The sequence below is a fragment of the Campylobacter concisus genome (assembly GCF_003048905.1).
Classification (GTDB): Bacteria; Campylobacterota; Campylobacteria; order Campylobacterales; family Campylobacteraceae; genus Campylobacter_A; species Campylobacter_A concisus_V.
On the sequence record NZ_PIRO01000002.1, the window covers coordinates 100151 to 117500 of the forward strand.

Annotated in this window: 17 protein-coding genes and 1 pseudogene; 5 read left to right on the forward strand and 13 right to left on the reverse strand. The window is 38.7% G+C overall.

The features are described 5' to 3' along the window. Positions 1-61: 61 nt before the first annotated feature. Positions 62-1903: an invasion protein CiaB gene (gene ciaB / locus CVS95_RS06695; RefSeq protein ID WP_107696031.1), complete on the reverse strand. Its 1842-nt coding sequence runs from the start codon at positions 1901-1903 to the stop codon at positions 62-64. A gap of 90 nt (positions 1904-1993) precedes the next feature. Between ciaB and CVS95_RS06700 the strand changes: the two genes are divergently transcribed. Both CVS95_RS06700 and CVS95_RS06705 read left to right on the forward strand, forming a co-directional pair. Further along, positions 1994-2407 (forward strand): acyl-CoA thioesterase, encoded by a 414-nt coding sequence (locus CVS95_RS06700; RefSeq protein WP_021091795.1) that lies wholly within the window; start codon positions 1994-1996, stop codon positions 2405-2407. A gap of 148 nt (positions 2408-2555) precedes the next feature. Continuing rightward, positions 2556-3194, forward strand: coding sequence for a Crp/Fnr family transcriptional regulator (locus tag CVS95_RS06705; RefSeq protein WP_107696032.1), 639 nt, complete (start codon positions 2556-2558; stop codon positions 3192-3194). A 94-nt stretch (positions 3195-3288) separates the two neighbouring features. On the opposite strand, the gene CVS95_RS06710 is transcribed toward CVS95_RS06705, so the two are convergent. Further along, positions 3289-4155, reverse strand: coding sequence for a formate/nitrite transporter family protein (locus CVS95_RS06710; RefSeq protein WP_107696033.1), 867 nt, complete (start codon positions 4153-4155; stop codon positions 3289-3291). A gap of 31 nt (positions 4156-4186) precedes the next feature. Here CVS95_RS06710 and CVS95_RS09590 point away from each other — a divergent pair, with 31 nt between their 5' ends. After that, positions 4187-4330, forward strand: a complete 144-nt coding sequence (locus CVS95_RS09590) for a hypothetical protein (RefSeq protein ID WP_159071266.1) — start codon at positions 4187-4189, stop codon at positions 4328-4330. Here CVS95_RS09590 and CVS95_RS06715 read toward each other — a convergent pair. The 10 genes from CVS95_RS06715 to CVS95_RS06760 are packed head-to-tail and all read right to left on the reverse strand — an operon-like array spanning position 4319 to position 13794. Further along, positions 4319-4765: a hydrogenase 3 maturation endopeptidase HyCI gene (locus CVS95_RS06715; protein WP_021091859.1), complete on the reverse strand. Its 447-nt coding sequence runs from the start codon at positions 4763-4765 to the stop codon at positions 4319-4321. The two genes, CVS95_RS09590 and CVS95_RS06715, sit on opposite strands and share 12 nt — an antisense overlap. Then, positions 4765-5109 carry a formate hydrogenlyase maturation HycH family protein gene (locus CVS95_RS06720; protein ID WP_021091884.1) on the reverse strand — a complete coding sequence of 115 codons (345 nt, stop codon included), beginning with the start codon at positions 5107-5109 and terminating at the stop codon, positions 4765-4767. Before CVS95_RS06720 ends, CVS95_RS06715 begins: the two co-directional genes overlap by 1 nt. Continuing rightward, the gene (locus CVS95_RS06725) at positions 5106-5930 is read right to left on the reverse strand and encodes an NADH-quinone oxidoreductase subunit B family protein (RefSeq protein ID WP_021091627.1); all 825 of its coding nucleotides are present in this window, start codon (positions 5928-5930) and stop codon (positions 5106-5108) included. Before CVS95_RS06725 ends, CVS95_RS06720 begins: the two co-directional genes overlap by 4 nt. After that, the gene (locus CVS95_RS06730) at positions 5927-6466 is read right to left on the reverse strand and encodes a formate hydrogenlyase complex iron-sulfur subunit (RefSeq protein ID WP_107696034.1); all 540 of its coding nucleotides are present in this window, start codon (positions 6464-6466) and stop codon (positions 5927-5929) included. Before CVS95_RS06730 ends, CVS95_RS06725 begins: the two co-directional genes overlap by 4 nt. Beyond that, entirely contained in the window at positions 6463-8199 is a 1737-nt protein-coding gene (locus CVS95_RS06735; protein WP_107696035.1) for an NADH-quinone oxidoreductase subunit C, read from the reverse strand. Before CVS95_RS06735 ends, CVS95_RS06730 begins: the two co-directional genes overlap by 4 nt. After that, positions 8196-9677, reverse strand: coding sequence for a hydrogenase 4 subunit F (locus CVS95_RS06740; protein WP_021091695.1), 1482 nt, complete (start codon positions 9675-9677; stop codon positions 8196-8198). Before CVS95_RS06740 ends, CVS95_RS06735 begins: the two co-directional genes overlap by 4 nt. 2 nt (positions 9678-9679) lie before the next feature. Beyond that, complete coding sequence (gene hyfE / locus CVS95_RS06745) at positions 9680-10324, reverse strand: hydrogenase 4 membrane subunit (RefSeq protein ID WP_021091711.1); 645 nt, start codon at positions 10322-10324, stop codon at positions 9680-9682. 1 nt (position 10325) lies between these two features. Then, complete coding sequence (locus CVS95_RS06750) at positions 10326-11246, reverse strand: respiratory chain complex I subunit 1 family protein (RefSeq protein ID WP_072594545.1); 921 nt, start codon at positions 11244-11246, stop codon at positions 10326-10328. 9 nt (positions 11247-11255) lie between these two features. After that, positions 11256-13223, reverse strand: a complete 1968-nt coding sequence (locus CVS95_RS06755; protein ID WP_107696036.1) for a proton-conducting transporter membrane subunit — start codon at positions 13221-13223, stop codon at positions 11256-11258. A gap of 1 nt (position 13224) precedes the next feature. Then, the gene (locus tag CVS95_RS06760; RefSeq protein WP_021091760.1) at positions 13225-13794 is read right to left on the reverse strand and encodes a 4Fe-4S dicluster domain-containing protein; all 570 of its coding nucleotides are present in this window, start codon (positions 13792-13794) and stop codon (positions 13225-13227) included. A 606-nt stretch (positions 13795-14400) separates the two neighbouring features. On the opposite strand from CVS95_RS06760, the pseudogene CVS95_RS06765 reads away from it, so the two are divergent. Both CVS95_RS06765 and CVS95_RS06770 read left to right on the forward strand, forming a co-directional pair. Then, positions 14401-15294 (forward strand): annotated as a pseudogene (locus CVS95_RS06765) (MBL fold metallo-hydrolase). A gap of 44 nt (positions 15295-15338) precedes the next feature. Next, positions 15339-15626: a hypothetical protein gene (locus tag CVS95_RS06770; RefSeq protein ID WP_021091759.1), complete on the forward strand. Its 288-nt coding sequence runs from the start codon at positions 15339-15341 to the stop codon at positions 15624-15626. 678 nt (positions 15627-16304) lie between these two features. On the opposite strand, the gene CVS95_RS06775 is transcribed toward CVS95_RS06770, so the two are convergent. Further along, a complete protein-coding gene (locus CVS95_RS06775) occupies positions 16305-17348 on the reverse strand; it encodes a c-type cytochrome (protein WP_107696037.1) in 1044 nt (347 codons plus the stop codon). Positions 17349-17350: the final 2 nt, after the last annotated feature.

Here is a 17350-nt window from a genome sequence, read left to right on the forward strand (position 1 = left end):
TCAACATAAATAAAAAAGATACTTGATTTTCGTTACTTATTTTACTTATCATGTTCCGTCTTTATATATCTTTCTCTGCCTTTTTGGCTAAGCTTTGCCACCTTTGCCACTCACCGCTATCATCGACGTCGTTGCCGATAGCTTCGTATCTAGCGTAAAAATGCTCAACAAATTTCTTGCACTCTTCATCTTTTGGCAGATAGCTTAGTTCATCTTTTTGGCAAAATTTCTCCAAAAATGTGCTCGCATCAACTTTTTCAGCGTATATTTGTGCTAGGTCAAAGTAGTTCTCTAAGCAAATTTCTTTAAATTTAGCGTAAGCTTGCTCGCTCATATCCACGCTTAGTTTGCCATCAAATTTAAGCACTCCAGCTCTAAAAAGCAGGCTAAGATGTATGAGCCCCTCGCAGTAGTACGCCCTCACCTCATCAACCTTTCGCCACGCGATAAGCCCAACAGCACGGGCGATTAGCTCGTGAAAGACAGCCATTTTATACTCCGCCTCTTCGTGCAAGAAAAAATTTACTAGCCCACCAGTTGTCGCCTTGTACTCTTCTATAAATTTAAAGACGCCACTTTTATTCATGCTCATCTCCGTATCAAGCCCGATAAAGAGTATGTGTCCAAACTCATGGCCGATCGTTGAGATTTCATAGACTTTTTTCCAAATTTTTGGCTTTAAAAATAAAATCTCTCTGCCAAAATCCAAAAATTCTTTGCTAAAAATTTCAACCCCAAGCTTCATAAAAGGCTTTGCCTTTGCGCCCTCGTAGACGTGATTTACAAAGGCAAAAATTTTCTTGCCGCATTTTGCGCTCACACTCTCATCATTTGGTACGACTTGAGCGCTAAAAAGCCCGTTTAGCTCCGCTGCGTAATAGATCATCGGCACGCTTATATAAAGCTGCGTTCTAGCGATATTTTCGCTAACTACCTTGTTTGTCTCGGCGTTATCAAATTTGATCTTTTCGCAAACGCTTTCGTAAGTTTTTGCCACTTTTTCTTTAAATTTAAGCTCATCAATGCCCTCGCTATCAACCAGCCTGATATCCCACTCTAGCGCAACTGCGTGCGTGTAGGCATCCTCGTAGTACTCTAGTGGATGACCCGGCTGAAGCGCACCTTTTACATCCATCCACGCTATCTCAGCCTCTTGCCAAGCGTTTATCACCTTTGCATTATCTTCTTCACAAAAGGCATTTTGTAGCTTTTCAAGGTATTTTACGTAAGATTTTTGCTCGTCGTTTTTGGCTAAATTTCTTAAAATTTCAAGATTTTTAACAAAAACACTTTTAAGCTCTCTAACCTCATCTTTAAAAGCAAGTGCGTAAGGCAAAAAGCTAAATTTATCACCTTCCTTTACTACCGCGCCATACGTTCTATCAGCCCTTACGCCGTTACTATCACACTGAAATAAAGTATTTTTAGTGATAAACTCATTTGCCTGGCTTAAATCTTTAAATTTAGCCTCAAACTCTTTGTTTGCAGTGTCTATTATCTTTTCTTGCCATGAAATTTGCCACGCATTTAGACTAAGCCCAAGTTCATGCATCGCCTGCACAAAAGCTTGGTTAAACGGATCTAAAATTTTCTCTTCTTTGGCCTTTTCTAAAAGCTTGGCGTGCAGGTTTTCATATAAATTTCTAACGTAGCCATACATTAAATTTAGCACTCGTTTTTGCTCGTCTTCGCCTAAATTTAGCTTTTTTAGATCATTTTGAAGCGGATCAACTTTAAGATCTACTATCCTTCTTGCAAGGGCTAGTTTTTGGCTTGGTGTGCCAGCAAGACCACAAATTTTAACAGCTTCGTTTATAATGTCATCATCTAAATTTTTATAAATAGCATTTAGCTTGTTTTTTTGCTCTTTTGTAAGTTCATTTAATCTTTTAAAATCGTTCATTTTTTCATCCCCTGAAGTTGCAAGATTTTAGCATAAAGCCTTAAAATTTGCTACAATCAACCAAAAATTTTAACATCTAAAAGGCAAAAAATGGATATTTTAAAAGATTTTGGTGAGCCGCGCATAAAACAAGTTATGTTGCCAAAAGATACAAACTCAGCTGGAAATATTTTTGGTGGCTGGATAATGAGTCAGATCGACCTTGCAGGTGCACAAGCTGCAAGAGAAATTTCTCCTGAACGCGTTGTGACGATTTCTATGAAAGAGATCATTTTCAAGCAACCTGTCTTTGTTGGCGATGTGCTAAGCTGCTACGCTAAAATCATCTCTGTTGGTAAAACCTCAATAACAACGCAAATAGAAGTAACCGCCCTTAGGCTAAATCCGGGCGGATATAGAGAAACTATACACGTTACTAGCGCTACCGCAACTTACGTAAGCGTGACGAAAGATGGACTTAAAAAGCCAATCGATGAGAAGTTAAAACAACTTCATGGATTTTAAAAATTTGGTTGCGATTTATGCAACCAAATTAAAAAATTAATACTACTTTTAAAAATTATTGAAATTCATAAACTAAAAGCAATATTTTTCAACTTCTTTAAATGCTTTGTGAAGTAAAATCAGGCTCTAAACATTTTTTGGGAGAAAAATGAAAAAATCACGTTTAGGCCTTTTGCAAACACAAATTTTAGATATCCTAACTCAATCCGAGCTTGATAAATTTGAGTACAAAAACCTTCCAAAAACAAGCATCATCTACGCAGAAGAGATCAAAATCATCATTTTAAAAAGTGGCTGTGCAAAGCTTTCGTTTTTTGAAGATGGGGAAGAATTTATCCTTTACCGTTTGGAAGCAAACAACATTGCTGTTCTTGATGATAATTGTGCTTTTGAAATTTTAGAAGACGCAAAAATTTACTCCATAAACTTAAGCGAAATAAGTGAAATTTTATCAAATGTAAATGTTGTAGATGAAATTTTAAAAGCGGCATTAAACGCCATCATCGTACAACGCCAGATAATAAAATCTATACTTTTTGAAGATGCAAAGGGTAGGATTGCAAATTTTTTAATCGAACTTGCAAAGGAGCAGGATCTAAAGCAAAATGGATATCACTACATATTTTTACCATTTTCTCTAAAAGTACTCTCAAGCTTCGTAGGACTTAAAAGGCAAAGTGCTTCAACTGCATTTAATGAGCTTATAAAAAACGACATCATAAGAAAAATAACGCCACATGAATTTTTGATCATAGATTACGAAAAGCTTGAAAGTTACACAAACTAAAAATCAAAAATTTTTAATAGATACAGAGATGGCTACCTAGTAAAGGGTGGCTTTGAAGGATTAGTCTTTGCCAAGAAGCAAAGACTAAAAATTTTTAAGCTTTTTTCTTCATATCGAATTTATTAGCCATAAAGCCAACTAAACCAACAAAGAAAAGTCCGCCGCAGATATTACCAAGTGTAACTGGAACTAAGTTTTTACCGATGAAATTTCCCCAGTTTAAAACTTCTAGTTTTTCAGCCGTGATGCCATGTCCTAAAGCTGCAGCTGCAGCAGCGATATCTCCGCCGTTTGCCGCGATATAGTGAGCTTTTGAGATGATGGCTTCAGTGATTATGAACATATTTGCCACGCAGTGCTCCATTGAGCAAGCCACAAATGCGCCGATCATCCACATAATGGCAAAGAATTTACCAGATAGATTGCTCTCACTTGTCGCAGTCCAAATAGACATACAAACAAAGACGTTACAAAAAATTCCGCGGATAAATAGCTCATGAAATGGTGCTGTGATCTTGCCAATACCAGCTGGTATAAAGTGCTGTAAGATGTAGCCATCATACTTTAGTGGCAAGCCTGAGTAGTAGTACATATAAGCGATCAATGCGCCACCAACGAAGTTAAATATCCAAACAATAGCCCAGTATCCGATAGTCTTACCTAGTTTTAGCTTGCCTTCATATGCGCTAACACCGCTTAAAACAGAGCTTGTAAAGAGGTGGCCGCCATAAAAGACAACCATCATAAGACCACAGCTAAATGTGATACCGCCGATAAAATTTGAAAGGCCAATAGACTGATTTTCAGCCATACCAACTGTTGAGTGAGCCCAGAAAATATCACCCATAGCAATAGCAGCTCCAGCCATGATGGCAAGAAAAATAATACTTGCAAGTGGCATATGAGCCTTATGCTCCATAGAGCTTGAGACCGCTTGAGCGGTTTCTGCCGGATTTAACATCACATTCTCCTTTTTATTTTCAATCTCGCAAATGAGCCAGGCTCATCTTGGCGATCAAAGTTTAACACTTTGCAAAATCACTAAAGTCAAATCACTGCTTGCGATTAAAAGCAAAATTTTGCCTTTAGCAACCAAAAAGACTAAATTTAGCTATTTGCTAAATTTAACCGACTAAATTTTTATCAATCTCTACAATTCTTAAAAAAGCTTTTCTTGCACTTTTTTTAGCCTGCTCGCTTAGTCCCTCTTCGAAATTTAAGACATTTTCGAGCAAGACGCTAATGCCAAGAAAAAGCGTCTTTGGACAAATTTTACGCAAATAGCTTAAAAGCACTGGCGTTGGGAGATTGTGAGTCGAGTAGATGTAGTCTCTATCGTCACTTAGGTCGAAAAACTCTATCTTATCCTCATCAAAGCCGCTCATCGCATCAACTACTATCAAGATATCAGGCGCAAATTCTCTAATGGCCGAGAATTCATTCTCAGGCACATCTTGCCCAAAAAAGACCTTCCACTCTTTTAGCTCGGCCTCTACGATGCGGCCTACTTCATTACCCACATCATCATCGCCACGCATAGGATTACCGATGCAAAGGATGGCCTTTTTCATCAAAAGTCCTTCCTAAGCACGATATATCCCTCTTTTAAATTTGCCAAAATTTCTTTAAGCTTACACTCACAAAGCTGCGGCAAGAGTTTAGCGATATGCTCGGCAAAAATTTCAACTTCAAAATATTTGCTTAAATTTCCGATCTTAAATTTCACGTATTCGCCTGAGTTTTTGATCATCTCGTCAAATTCCTCATCGCTTAGCTCTAAAATTTTCTCGCTAAAATCAATTGTGCCAACGCCATGTCCCACGCAAGTGGAGAAAATTTTTATCTCCTTTAGCTCGCGTGGAAGCTTGTCGTTGTCGTCCATATGCCTTTTTGTAAGCTTATAAACTTGTATCATCTCTTACTCCAAACCTCACTATCAACGTCTATCGCAAAGCTTTTATCAGCTTTTGCATATTTTAGATAGACATCATTATGCAAAAGCCCCATGCACTCAGCATATCTAGGATCTTCCTCTTTTTTGATAGCTGTAAGCACAGCCTCTCTTGAGATGCTTGGGTCATGGACATCTTTTGAACATTTGATAGCATTCATATATTTTTCAAAAAGGATTCTACCAAAGATATAGCTCATTAGCCTTCTGCTTTCAGCTTGCAAGTCACGCTCAAACAAGATATCGCCTATAACCGACTTCTCAACTGAAGGTGGCAATGTATTATCTTCTTCATAGCTTTTTTTATGAAGTTTTTGATCGATGATACCAAGAGCCATTCCAAGGCCGTAAATAATGCTTGCTGGGTGTGGAGGACAGCCTGGGATATAGACATCGACTGGGATTATCTTATCAATGCCGCCCCAAACGCTATAAGCGTCGTGGAAAATTCCGCCACTGCTTCCGCATGCACCAAGAGCAACTACGATCTTAGGATCTGGAGTCGCCTCATAAGCACGAAGAAGCGGATAATACATCTGTCTTGTTACAGGACCGGTGCAAAGCAAAATATCAGCGTGTCTTGGGTTTGCTACAAGCTTAAAACCAAAACGCTCAGGGTCCCACATCGGTGTAATAGCTGCAAAAATTTCTATCTCACAGCCGTTACAGCTTCCGCAGTCGATCCTATAAACGCTAAAGCTTCTTTTGATATTTTTTAAATGCTCTAGCTTTGCAGTTAGGTCATTTGCTGTTTTTATGTCCTCTGGGACTTGATATAGACTCATTTTATAGCCTCCTCAACGCCTTTTGTTAGCCTCTCAGCAGATTGATTTTTCTTGCACTCTGGGCAGATAAAAAGGTACTCTTTTGCCTCTTCAAGTCTGCCTGGGAGTAAATTTGCTGTGCCAAGCTTTTCAAGAGTGAAATTTATAAGCCTTTTTGGCGTAAATGGTTTGCCGCAGCATTTGCAAGTTTGCATCTCAAGCTCGCCTCTTTGGATAAGAGCACTCTTGTCAAATTTAACTGCAAGCTCGAAGCTATCACTTAGGCGAACGGCTCCGGTTGGGCAAACCTCATCGCAGCGACCGCAAAATATGCAGCGTCCGCAGTCAAATTCCCAAACAAGCTTTGTTTGCTCCTCATTCATTTTAAGCTCTATCGCGTTACTAGGACAAGCGATACCGCAAGCTGCACAACCTATGCAAAGATCGTATGTATAGTTTGGCTGACCACGGAAATTTTCAGGAACAATATATGGCTCAAATGGATAGGCGTATGTCGCTTTTCCATATTTTTCTGTGATGTCAAATAACTTCATCATCTTAAATCCTTCTTACTAACCTCGCCATCTTGACAGAATTTTTTAAGGTCTTTTTCTGTTAAAATTTTACTTTTTTTAGTCCTTACATCAACCAAAGTAACACGCTCGGTGCATGAGTAGCAAGGGTCAAGTGAGCAAACGATAAGCGCAGCGTCACTTATGTTGTTTCCTCTAAATTGATACCTTAGACTTGGCCAGTTGTTATATGTTGCTGCCCTGCATCTCCAGCGATATACTTTTTGAGCGCTGCCCTGCATGATCCAGTGAACATTCTCGCCACGTGGTGCTTCATCATGACCAAGTGCAAAATTTTCAGGTTTGATCATAGTCACAGGATCGATCATGATCGGAGTTTGAGGCATTAGCTCAAAGCATTGGCGGATGATGTGGATAGAGCTTTTTAGCTCTTTATATCTAACCATCTCACGAGCAAAAACGTCGCAACCATGCTCAACCGCTACTTCAAATTCTATCTGTTTAAAGAAGTCGTATGGGTGATCGTAGCGGTTATCACGTTTAAAGCCAGAGCCTCTCATATTTGGACCAACTGGGCTAAAGTCACGTGCTATTTGGCGATCTAGGATTCCCACACCTTTCCAGCGTCCGATTTGGCGTTTATCCTCCATAACTGCGTCCCAAATTTCTGAAATTTGAACGTCAAGTTTATTTATGATCTCGATACCTTTTTTAATCTCTTGGTTTGTCATATCACGTCTTAAGCCGCCCATAACAACGTTGCCGTATGTTTTACGTCCGCCAGTTACTAATTGAGCTAGCTCCATAGAGTACTCACGAACCCTAAAGATATGCATGAAAGCGTTGTAGTTACCAGTGACCTCACAAGCTAGACCGATATTTAAAAGGTGACTGTGAAGACGCTCGATCTCAAGACAGATGACACGTATAGCTTGAGCTCTTAGTGGAATTTCAAGCTTGATAGCTTTTTCTGCTGCTTCGATACAAGCAATAGCGTGAGCATAACCACAAATTCCACAAACTCTCTCTGCAAGATAGCCCATTTGGTCATAGTTCATTCTATTTTCAGCTAGCTTTTCCATACCGCGGTGTTGATAAAAGAGGCGGTAGTCAGCGTCGATGATCTCATCACCATCACAGAAAAGTCTAAAGTGACCTGGCTCATCTGAAGTAATATGTAGTGGTCCAAGTGGCACATCAACTACTGCATCACCTGTTGGAAACAAAAACTCAGAATCAGGCTCATCTCTGTGATCAACTGGATCAGGGCGGTAGCGATAATCCATCGCATCTTTTCTAAGTGGGTGAAGTCCGTCTGGCCAGTCATCACTTAAAACTAGACGCCTTTTATCAGGCAAACCTTCGGCCACAAGGCCAAACATATCATAAGCTTCTCTTTCGTACCAAACACAAGCTGGCACTAGCGGAGTAACAGATGGAAATGTCGGATCACTTCCTGGAATAAGCGTTTTAACAGTGATAAAGCACTTATCCTCGGCTGCAAAATCATCCGCCTCAGTCATCTTGCTACCTTCCATTGAGATAGCGTAGTAAAGCGCATAGCTGCCATTTATCTGGCGCTCGTCATTTGGTATCATAGTGCTTATAAAGCCGCCGATATCATAGTAAAGCGTTTTAACAGCTAGTGGAAGGTCGTTTCTATCGACTAAAACAGTGATCTGATCGTCTGCTTGACGAGTTACCTCTAAAATTTTTACTTTAGTTTTTAGGATTTCTACAAATTTATCGCCTCTCATTTTAAAGCTCCCATCATTATATTAACACCGTTATCTACTAGCGTATAAAAGCTATCTACGTGCCATACGCCAAAGATTATGATAAGGGCACAAAGTGCTATAAGAGGTAAATTCTCTAACAAACTCATCTCTTTATTATGAACAACCACACCTTTTGGCTCGCCAAAGCTTGCCATGTTAAAGTGCGCAAAGTCAGCTATGAAAATAACTGCAAGTGCAATAGCAAATAGTGCAACTGCGATGTATTGACCACTTGTGATAGCTCCGACAAAGACGTTATATTCGCTAACAAATATAGCAAATGCTGGAACACCAACTAGTGAGCATACAGCTGCACCAAACATTATAGTTGTAATTGGTGCGATCTTAACCATGCCGCCCATCTTACTCATATCTTTGTGGCCATAAATTCTTGCGATATTGCCTGTTGAGCAAAATGCCAAAGCTTTTGTAAAGCTGTGAGCTAAGCAGTGAAATATCGCTGCAAATAGACCAAATTTACCGCCAACACCAAGTGCAAATGCGATAACACCCATGTGAACGATTGAGTGATATGCAAACATTCTTTTTACGTTGTGTTGTCTGATTAGGAAAAATCCTGCTACAAAAAGTGTGATAGTTCCTGAAACGATCATTATGCCCTCAACAAAGCTAAATCCAACTGCTTGAGCTGTGATAGCGTAGTATCTTAAGAGCGCTAGCATCGCACATTTTAAAAGTACGCCTGAAAGCAATGCTGAGATAGGTGCTGGACCTTCAGCGTGAACGTCTGGTAGCCAAGTGTGAGTTGGAGCAAGACCAGCTTTTGTACCAAAACCAATTAGAGCAAATACAAAGATAAGTTTTGCTGCATCTGGGTTTAAATTTTTAGCATTTGCCATTATGCTTGAAAATAGCATAGAAGCTTCGCCATCTCCTAGAGTACTAAATGTGGCTGAATATAAAAGAACAGTCGCATAAAGTGCAAATGCTAGGCCAATTGAGCAAAGAACGATGTATTTGTAACCACTCTCTGTTGATTTTTGATCTTTATGGATAGCGACCAAAAATACTGAAGCAAGAGTTGTTGCCTCGATAGCTGCCCACATAAACGCAACGTTGTTGCAAATAACGCTTAAAGTCATTGTAAAGATAAATACATGGCTTAATGCATAATATTTTTTAAGATCACTTAAGTGGATGTGTCCATCTTCAAGTTCCCATCTCATATAGTGGATAGAGTAGAAATTTACTATAAATCCAGTTACAGCGATAAGCACCAAGAAAACACAGCCTAAGCTATCTAAAAACAAAAATTTATCAAAACTATAAAAAGTTCCGCTACTTAAGACTTTAAGAACATTGTTAAGTAAAGCCACCGATGTCGCAGCAGAAAACAAGACATGAAGTCCGCTTAATACCGCATAATTTTTAGGACTCAAAAACAAGACCAAAGCACCAAGGAGCGGTAAGATAAGTATTAAAGCTAAACTATCCATCTCTAACCCCTTAAATTTGAAGCTTTAGAAGTATCTAAACTATCATAAGCTTTATAAAATCTAATCGCTAGAATGCTCATGATGATAACGGCAAATATCGCATCTGTTAAAATTCCAAGCTCGACTAACTCATGTGAGTTATAAGCCATTAGAGCAAGGCTTAGGTGGATACCGTTTTCAAACAAGCAGTAAGCTAGAATTTGTTTTATAAATGAATTTCTTAGCATAAAGCCAAAAATTCCCATCATAAAGACTGTTCCAGCTGCGATTAGCATGATCTCTTCTTTTATAAGAGAGAATTTTAAAAATATAGGGTGGATACTCATTGAAAGAGCTAGAGAAAATCCCATAGCAATAACAGGGCTTACAAAAAATCCACCAACTGGCTCATCTTCGCTAACTACGCCAAGTTTTTTGATAAGCCAGAATAAAATTCCTGGCACAAGTAAAACTTTTGTAAAAAAGGCAACGATCGCCCAAGTTTTTAGCTGCTCAGCGTTAAATTTCTCAGATAGCAAGAAAAATATACTAACTAGAAGTAGTGTCTCTATCGCATAAGCGATGATTGAGAGTTTTAAGCTTCTAAGACCAAAAACCGCAAGCGAAGTTACGATCATGCAAATGGCTAAAATATCAAGTGTTTGCATCTCACACTCCTACTACATAAAGTGTTAGTGCAACAAACGAGATAGCAAGTGCACCAAGCGCATTTTTGCGTAAAGATGAAGTCATTTTAAAGCGTGGACCAAAGTTGTCTATAAAGACAGCTGCTACGTAAAATACTCCAGTTTTTATCACAAAAATGATGATAGCTAAGAAAGGATTGCTAAAATTCCATGGCTCAAATATAGTTAGGAAAAGTCCGATCATAGCAAACTGTTTTAATATAAGTGATGCTTGAACTAAACCAAGGTCGCTACCTGCATACTCGCCAAGCAAGCCTTCTTGAAGCTCTTGTTCAGCTTCAGCTACGTCAAATGGTTTTCTGCCAGTCTCAACATACATGCACCATAAAAATGCGATAGAAGCTACGGCAAAACTTGGGATTTGATATCCGATAACACCGGTTTTTACCATCTCTTGGATCTCAATTAAATTTGATGTTTTAGCTGCAAGCATTACTACGATTAGGCACATGATCATAACTGGCTCAACATATACACCAAGCATTTGCTCCCTGCCGCCGCCTGTTGCTGCAAATGGGTTGCCGCTATCCATTGAAGCTGCACCAAATACAAATCTAAGCAATGCGCCAAGATAAAGGATCACAAATATATCTGAATACGCTCCAAAAACAGTGTCTTTGCTATATGTTATAGGTATAGCAGCTAGAACTGCAGCTGAAGTTGCAAAAAGGAAAAATGGAGCCCATCTAAATACCCAGTGAGAGCACTCAGGCACGGTTCTTCCTCTTCTAAAGAGTTTTATAATATCGCGATATGTTTGAAAGAAATCGCTACCTTGTTTTGATTGAAGTCTAGCTCTTAGTTTTCTTGCCATACCATCAAACAAAGGAGCTACCAAAACGATAACGACTACTTGAAATATCATTAAAAGTATAGTTTGCATTTTCGTCTCCTAAACTAAAAAGTAGCCCACAGCAAGTATGGCACATAGATAAACTAGGATATAGAGCGTATAGACGTTTGTATATCCGCTTTGAACAATGCCAAGTTTATCAGCAAATTTCATACACCATTTGATGACTGGCTCATAAAACATTCCCCACCAGATATCTTTTGGATGGTTGTGATATTCAACCGCGTCAAAATAATTTCTAGTAACGATCTTTTTATCAGCTCTAAATAGCCATTGCATGATCTTTCTAAGATCGCCTGTAAATGGACCACCTGTCATTTGCATACGTGAGCTATATTTAAAGCCACATGCCCAAGGATCAGTCTCGCGTGGTTTATCTCTGTTTGCTTTCATAACAGCAAGGATGATAAATGGCAAAATCATAGTCGCACATAAAACTAAAGCGATAAGCGGAGTTGAGATCATACTGCCTATTGGTGAAGTTACATTTATAGCACCAAGGCTGGCTTTATAGTCGCTTATAGCGATAGAATTTACAGCTTGCATGATGTAATCAACTATGTAGTTTGCGCCAAGGCCAAAGCCAACGCAGCCTATCATTAGGATGATCATACCAAGAACCATGCCTATTGGACTCTCTTTAGCATTTTCCCAAATTTTTTGATCTCTTGGAGTACCTGCAAAGATAACAGCGTAAAGTTTGAGGTGCATGCCAACCAAAACGCCAGTTAGCGCAAGAGCTACGACACCAAGTGTAAATGCGTATCTAACTAATGTTCCCTCGCCCATAGCACCTTGAAGCATACCTTGATATGTAAACCACTCTGAAACAAAGCCATTTACTGGAGGCAAGGCTGCGATACCCATGATGCCTATAAACATACCAAGGCTTGTCCATGGCATTTTTTTAGCAAGACCACCAAGGATGTCCATATTTTGTGTATGAGTAGCGTGGATAACTGAACCAGCGCAAAGGAAAAGCAGACCTTTAAATATAGCGTGGTTAACTACGTGGTAGCAACCTGCTAGAAAACCTACTGCTGCAAGTGTTAAATTTCCAGCTGCAACGCCGTAAATTCCTGTGCCAAGACCTAGCAAGATGATACCTATATTCTCAACTGAGTGGTAAGCAAGCAAGGCCTTAAAGTCGTGTTGGCAAAGAGCATATAAAACACCAAATAGTGAGCTAGCTGCACCAAGAGCGAGTATTGTAAGGCCAAAATATGTGCTAAGTGGCAAGTAAAGTGTAAATTTAACTAATGTAAATAGAGCAACTTTAATCATAACGCCTGACATAAGGGCTGAAACGTTTGATGGTGCTGCTGGGTGAGCTTGTGGAAGCCAAACGTGGAATGGCCACATACCAGCTTTACTACCAAAGCCAACCAAAAATAGTATAAATACAGCAGCAGAAGCGCCAAATGGCATCTTAACACCCATAAATGCGCTAAATTCAAAGCTTCCTGCATAGTAAGCTGTGATAAGCAAGCCACAGGTTATACAAAATGCACCGATTTGTGCGATACCAAGATATACCATGACCGCTTTTAAAGTGTTTTTGCCATCATTTACTATGATAAGGAACGATGAGATAAGAGTCATAAGCTCCCATAAAACTACAAAGCAAAATACATTATCAGCACTAATTACTAAAAGCATTGAAAGGATAAATGTATTAAACAAACATGCAAACACGCCAACATTTGCTTTTTTGATGTACTCGTCTGCATAGCTCATACCATAAACACTGCTTGCAAATCCTATGAAAACAACGACAAAACTGAAGAAATTTCCAAGTGGATTTAGAGCAAATTTTGGCGAATATAAAAAGCCATCCGCAAGAGCAAAGCTATCGCTTACTCCCATATTTGCAACAAAGTGGCACATCGCGTAAAAACAGCTTAAAGCGCTTAGTCCAAAACCAACCTTTACAGCTGCCTTTGGAGCACAATAAAGCAAGATGCTAACGACGGCACTTACAAGAAATAGCATATAAACCGTAGTCATCTTATGCTCCTTGTCCGTTTAAAATTTTAGTAGCAAATTTATTCGCTGCTTCATAGTCTATCCTCTTGCCAAGTTTATGTTTGCCCTCTTCTGGATCAATCATAACAAGAGCACTCGTTGGACAGACATCAACACAAGCTGGTCCGTTCTCACGACCAAAGCACATATCGCATTTAACAGCGATATTTTTTGCACCTGATTGTGACTCTATCTCAAGGTTATACTTTGGCTCGACAGCGTAATTTACTGAAGGCATAAGCTCTGCACTTGAGCTTATCGCACCGTAAGGACAAGCGATCGTGCACATCTTACAGCCTATACAAATTTCCTCGTGAAGCTCGATGCAATTATCATTAAATCGCAATGCTCCAGTTGGACACACATTCGCACAAGGACCATCGTCGCATTGTCTGCACTGAGTTGGCATAACGCCAGTAGCTTCTCTTAGCACACTTAGCCTTGCACGTGACAGCTTACCGCGTTCATAAGCGCTCTTAAAACATGCAGCCATGCAGGTTGCACATCCTATACAGCGTTTATAATCGGCAATCACAAATTTATGTTTTTTCATAAATTCCTCCCATTAAACAAGGCTAAACTGCCCTGCTCACTTTTAAAGTGATGGTTAGTCACCAAAATAGAGATAGTTAAATTTTTATTTAACATCTCAAACGCTCCTTCCTAATTTTTGTAATAATTCTATAACTTACAATGAATAAATTCCGTCATCTATCTGACAAATTTTGTATTTTTAGAATTAAATTTTTATTTTATATATCTTTAAGATTATCTACTTAATATCGATTTTTAGGTATATTTATTTGCTAAAGGATAATATTTATTAATAAAATTTTCCTATAAAGAGTAAAAATATCTTAATTAAGTTTAAATTTACAAGTTAATTATTTAAGCTCGGGTTAATTAAATAAAGCTGAAATTTAAAAATCTAAAATATAATCCGACCTTTAAATTTAAAAGGCTTTTTATGGGAATTTTTATAGTTATAGTTTTGTTTATTGTTGCAGTTTTTGTATTTATGAGATTTGCCCCAGTTTTTGGTGGCGTGCCAGATATTAAAAGCCAAAAGCTGATAAAGGCTTCGCCAAATTTTAACGGCAAAGTTTTTATAAATTTAGAGCCAACGATAGATCTCGTAAAAAATAATTCGCAAGCATCTATGCCAAAATTCGTCCTGCAAGCGCTCTTTCCACCAAAGGGCAAGCTACCAACTAAACCTTTGCCAAATTTAAAATTTGACGCAAAATCCCTCAAAAATGGCGAGTTTATCTGGCTTGGGCACGTTAGCCTCATCTGCAAGCTTGATGACAAAACTATCATCACAGATCCAGTTTTGCATCGAGCATTTCCACTGCCAATTGGCGGTAAGCCCTTTACCTATGAGTACGCCATCACCGCTAGCGACTACCCAGATGCGATCGATATCGCCCTCATCTCGCACGATCACTACGATCATCTTGATTATAAAACAATACTTGAACTAAAAGATAGAATTTGCAAATTTCTAGTGCCACTTGGTGTAAAAGCTCACCTCGTAAAATGGGGTGTTGATTAAGACAAAATTTATGAGTTTGACTGGTTTGGTGATCAAAAAATAGGAAATTTAAACTTCACGTTTTGTCCTTCAAGGCACTTTAGCGGGCGCACATTTAAAAGAAACACGACGCTTTGGGGTGGCTGGGCGGTTGAAGAGGCTGGCTTTAGCTTTTATTTTAGCGGAGATGGCGGATATAGCAAGCATTTTAAGATGATAAATGAGAAATTTGGCGCCTTTGATCTAGTTTTTATCGAAAATGGTGCTTACGGCGATGGCTGGCCTTACGTGCATATGAGGCCAGAGGAGTCGGCGCAAGCACTAAAAGATCTTGGTGCAAGCCTTGGCGTGCCGGTGCACTGGGGCAAATTTGATCTATCTTATCACGCTTGGGATGAGCCGATCAAGCGTTTTGAAAAGGCAGCGACAAACCTTGAGCTAAACTACGCAACGCCGACGATCGGAGAAGTTTTCACTACCCAAAATCCGCCTAGAAAAAAGTGGTGGGAGGAAATTTAGGAATAAAATTTGCTCTAAATTTTAAAATCCAAAAGGAAATGCAGATGAAAATTTCTGAAAATTTAGCAAATCTAAAAAATGTCATCGATAAAGCTGCAAAAAACGACCTTGATATGAGCGCAACTGGAAGCTTTTTACAAAATTTAGAAAAAGCAAATAAAGAGACTGAAAAAATTTATAAACAGCTAGAAAAAGAGTTAAAAAGCGATGCGCAAATGTTTAAACAATTTGACTTCATGCAGATGATAACAAAGCTTCAATACGGCAACCTAAAGCCAAATGAACGTGAAAAACTGCTCAATAAAATGAGCAAGATCGCCAAGGAAATTTAATTAAAAAGGCTTGATGCGGAGCTAAATTTTACTATTTCTGTGGAATTTGGTGGGTTTTGGTGAGTGATTTGCTTAAAAATAAATTTATTTAAATAGCGACCGTTAAAACTCAGATATATTTCTATTTTCTACCGAAACGCTTATATATTCATAGCTCACATGGTAGCATAGACATACTACTGCTTTAGGTTTTTAGGCAAATTTTTAAATTTCATAAACGAGTAATTTTGGCTTTGATTTTAGTGGCAAGCCTTGCGGGACCTAAAATCAATAGTGAATTCTTACGAGAGAATGAAAGTTTAAAATTTGTAAAGCATATAGACCATATAACTAATATTCTTTTATTAAGGGAGAAGGGAGCTTAAATTACGAAGTCACTCCCTTCTCCCTTAACAATCCCTCTTCCCTGACACGTTCAAGGGGCATGCTCTAGTGCTAAAGCACTGCATGCAGTTTTGTTAATTTCAATCAAACTTTAATGAGTAATTTCGGTTCTAAAATTTGAGCTAAGCGGTAAGTGAAGCCAGATTTTAGTAGTCGGCTCTTACGAGTGAATGAAAGTTTTAAAATTTGCAAGACTGCTTGATTAAATTTTATAAAAGAATAAATTTAAAGAATACCTATTTATATATGTAAATTTACCAGAGAGAATTTAAGAGCCAAATAGGCTCTTAAATTTTAGTGTAGTTCGCTCCAAACTTTGCGTTTCCAAAGCCAAGCAAAAATTCCTAATATAAAGAAGTAGATCATGACATAAAGCCCTGTGCTCTCGCGCTCAGCCTTCTTCTTGTCGCCTACTTTTTGGATATAAGCTACCACGTCGTCTTCAGCAGCTTTATTTAAGCCAACTCTTGGCATTGCAGTACCTGGTAGCATCTTTTGAGTATCGTTTATAAATTTATGTAAATACTCATCGCCTTTTGAACGGATCATCATCGATAGATCAGGTGGATTTGAGCCCATATAAGCAGCAAGGCTTACTTTATTGCTAAATGCATATTTTTTGTCATATTTCATATCATGACATCTTTGACATGCATCAGCGAAAACCTTTTCTTCAGTAATCTTATTATTTGCCTTTTCATAATCAGCAGATACTTTTTTCAAATAAGCTACTATATCGGCAGTCTCAGCATTTATATCACCACCAGCACCCATAAATGCGGTCATCGGAAATGGATGTTCATCGTTAAATTTATGAGTTAGCTTTAAAGCCATATTTGGATTTTTAATGAGTGCAGCTAAGAATTTATCGTCATAAATTTTACCAGCGGTACTAAGATCTGGTGGTACTACACCAAAGCTTTGACTAGCTGTCTCAGCATCCATACCAGCTGGCATACCTGCTGCCTCTATACCATGGCATCCTGTACATCCAGCTGCTACAAAAGTATCAGCACCCTTTGTAGCGTCACCTTTTGTAAGATCAATAGAGTTAATGTCATTCCAAAATGCTGTATAGTCATCAAGAATTTTTTGTGCTACTTCTACATCTTTTGTAGCCGCATCTATACTTGCCTTATTTCCGCTAGCCTTAGCAGTCTCAAGTGCTGTCTTTTTTTGCTCTAAAAAGTGCTTTGCATAGTCAGTATCTTCTTTTGAGAAGTTATACTCAGCATTTGCAGTGTGTGGATGAAGTTTTGTGTGAGCATAAGGCTCGATACCCCAATATAAAACACCTGAAAGAATAACAACAATGGCAAAAATTTTAAGCTCTTTCATGA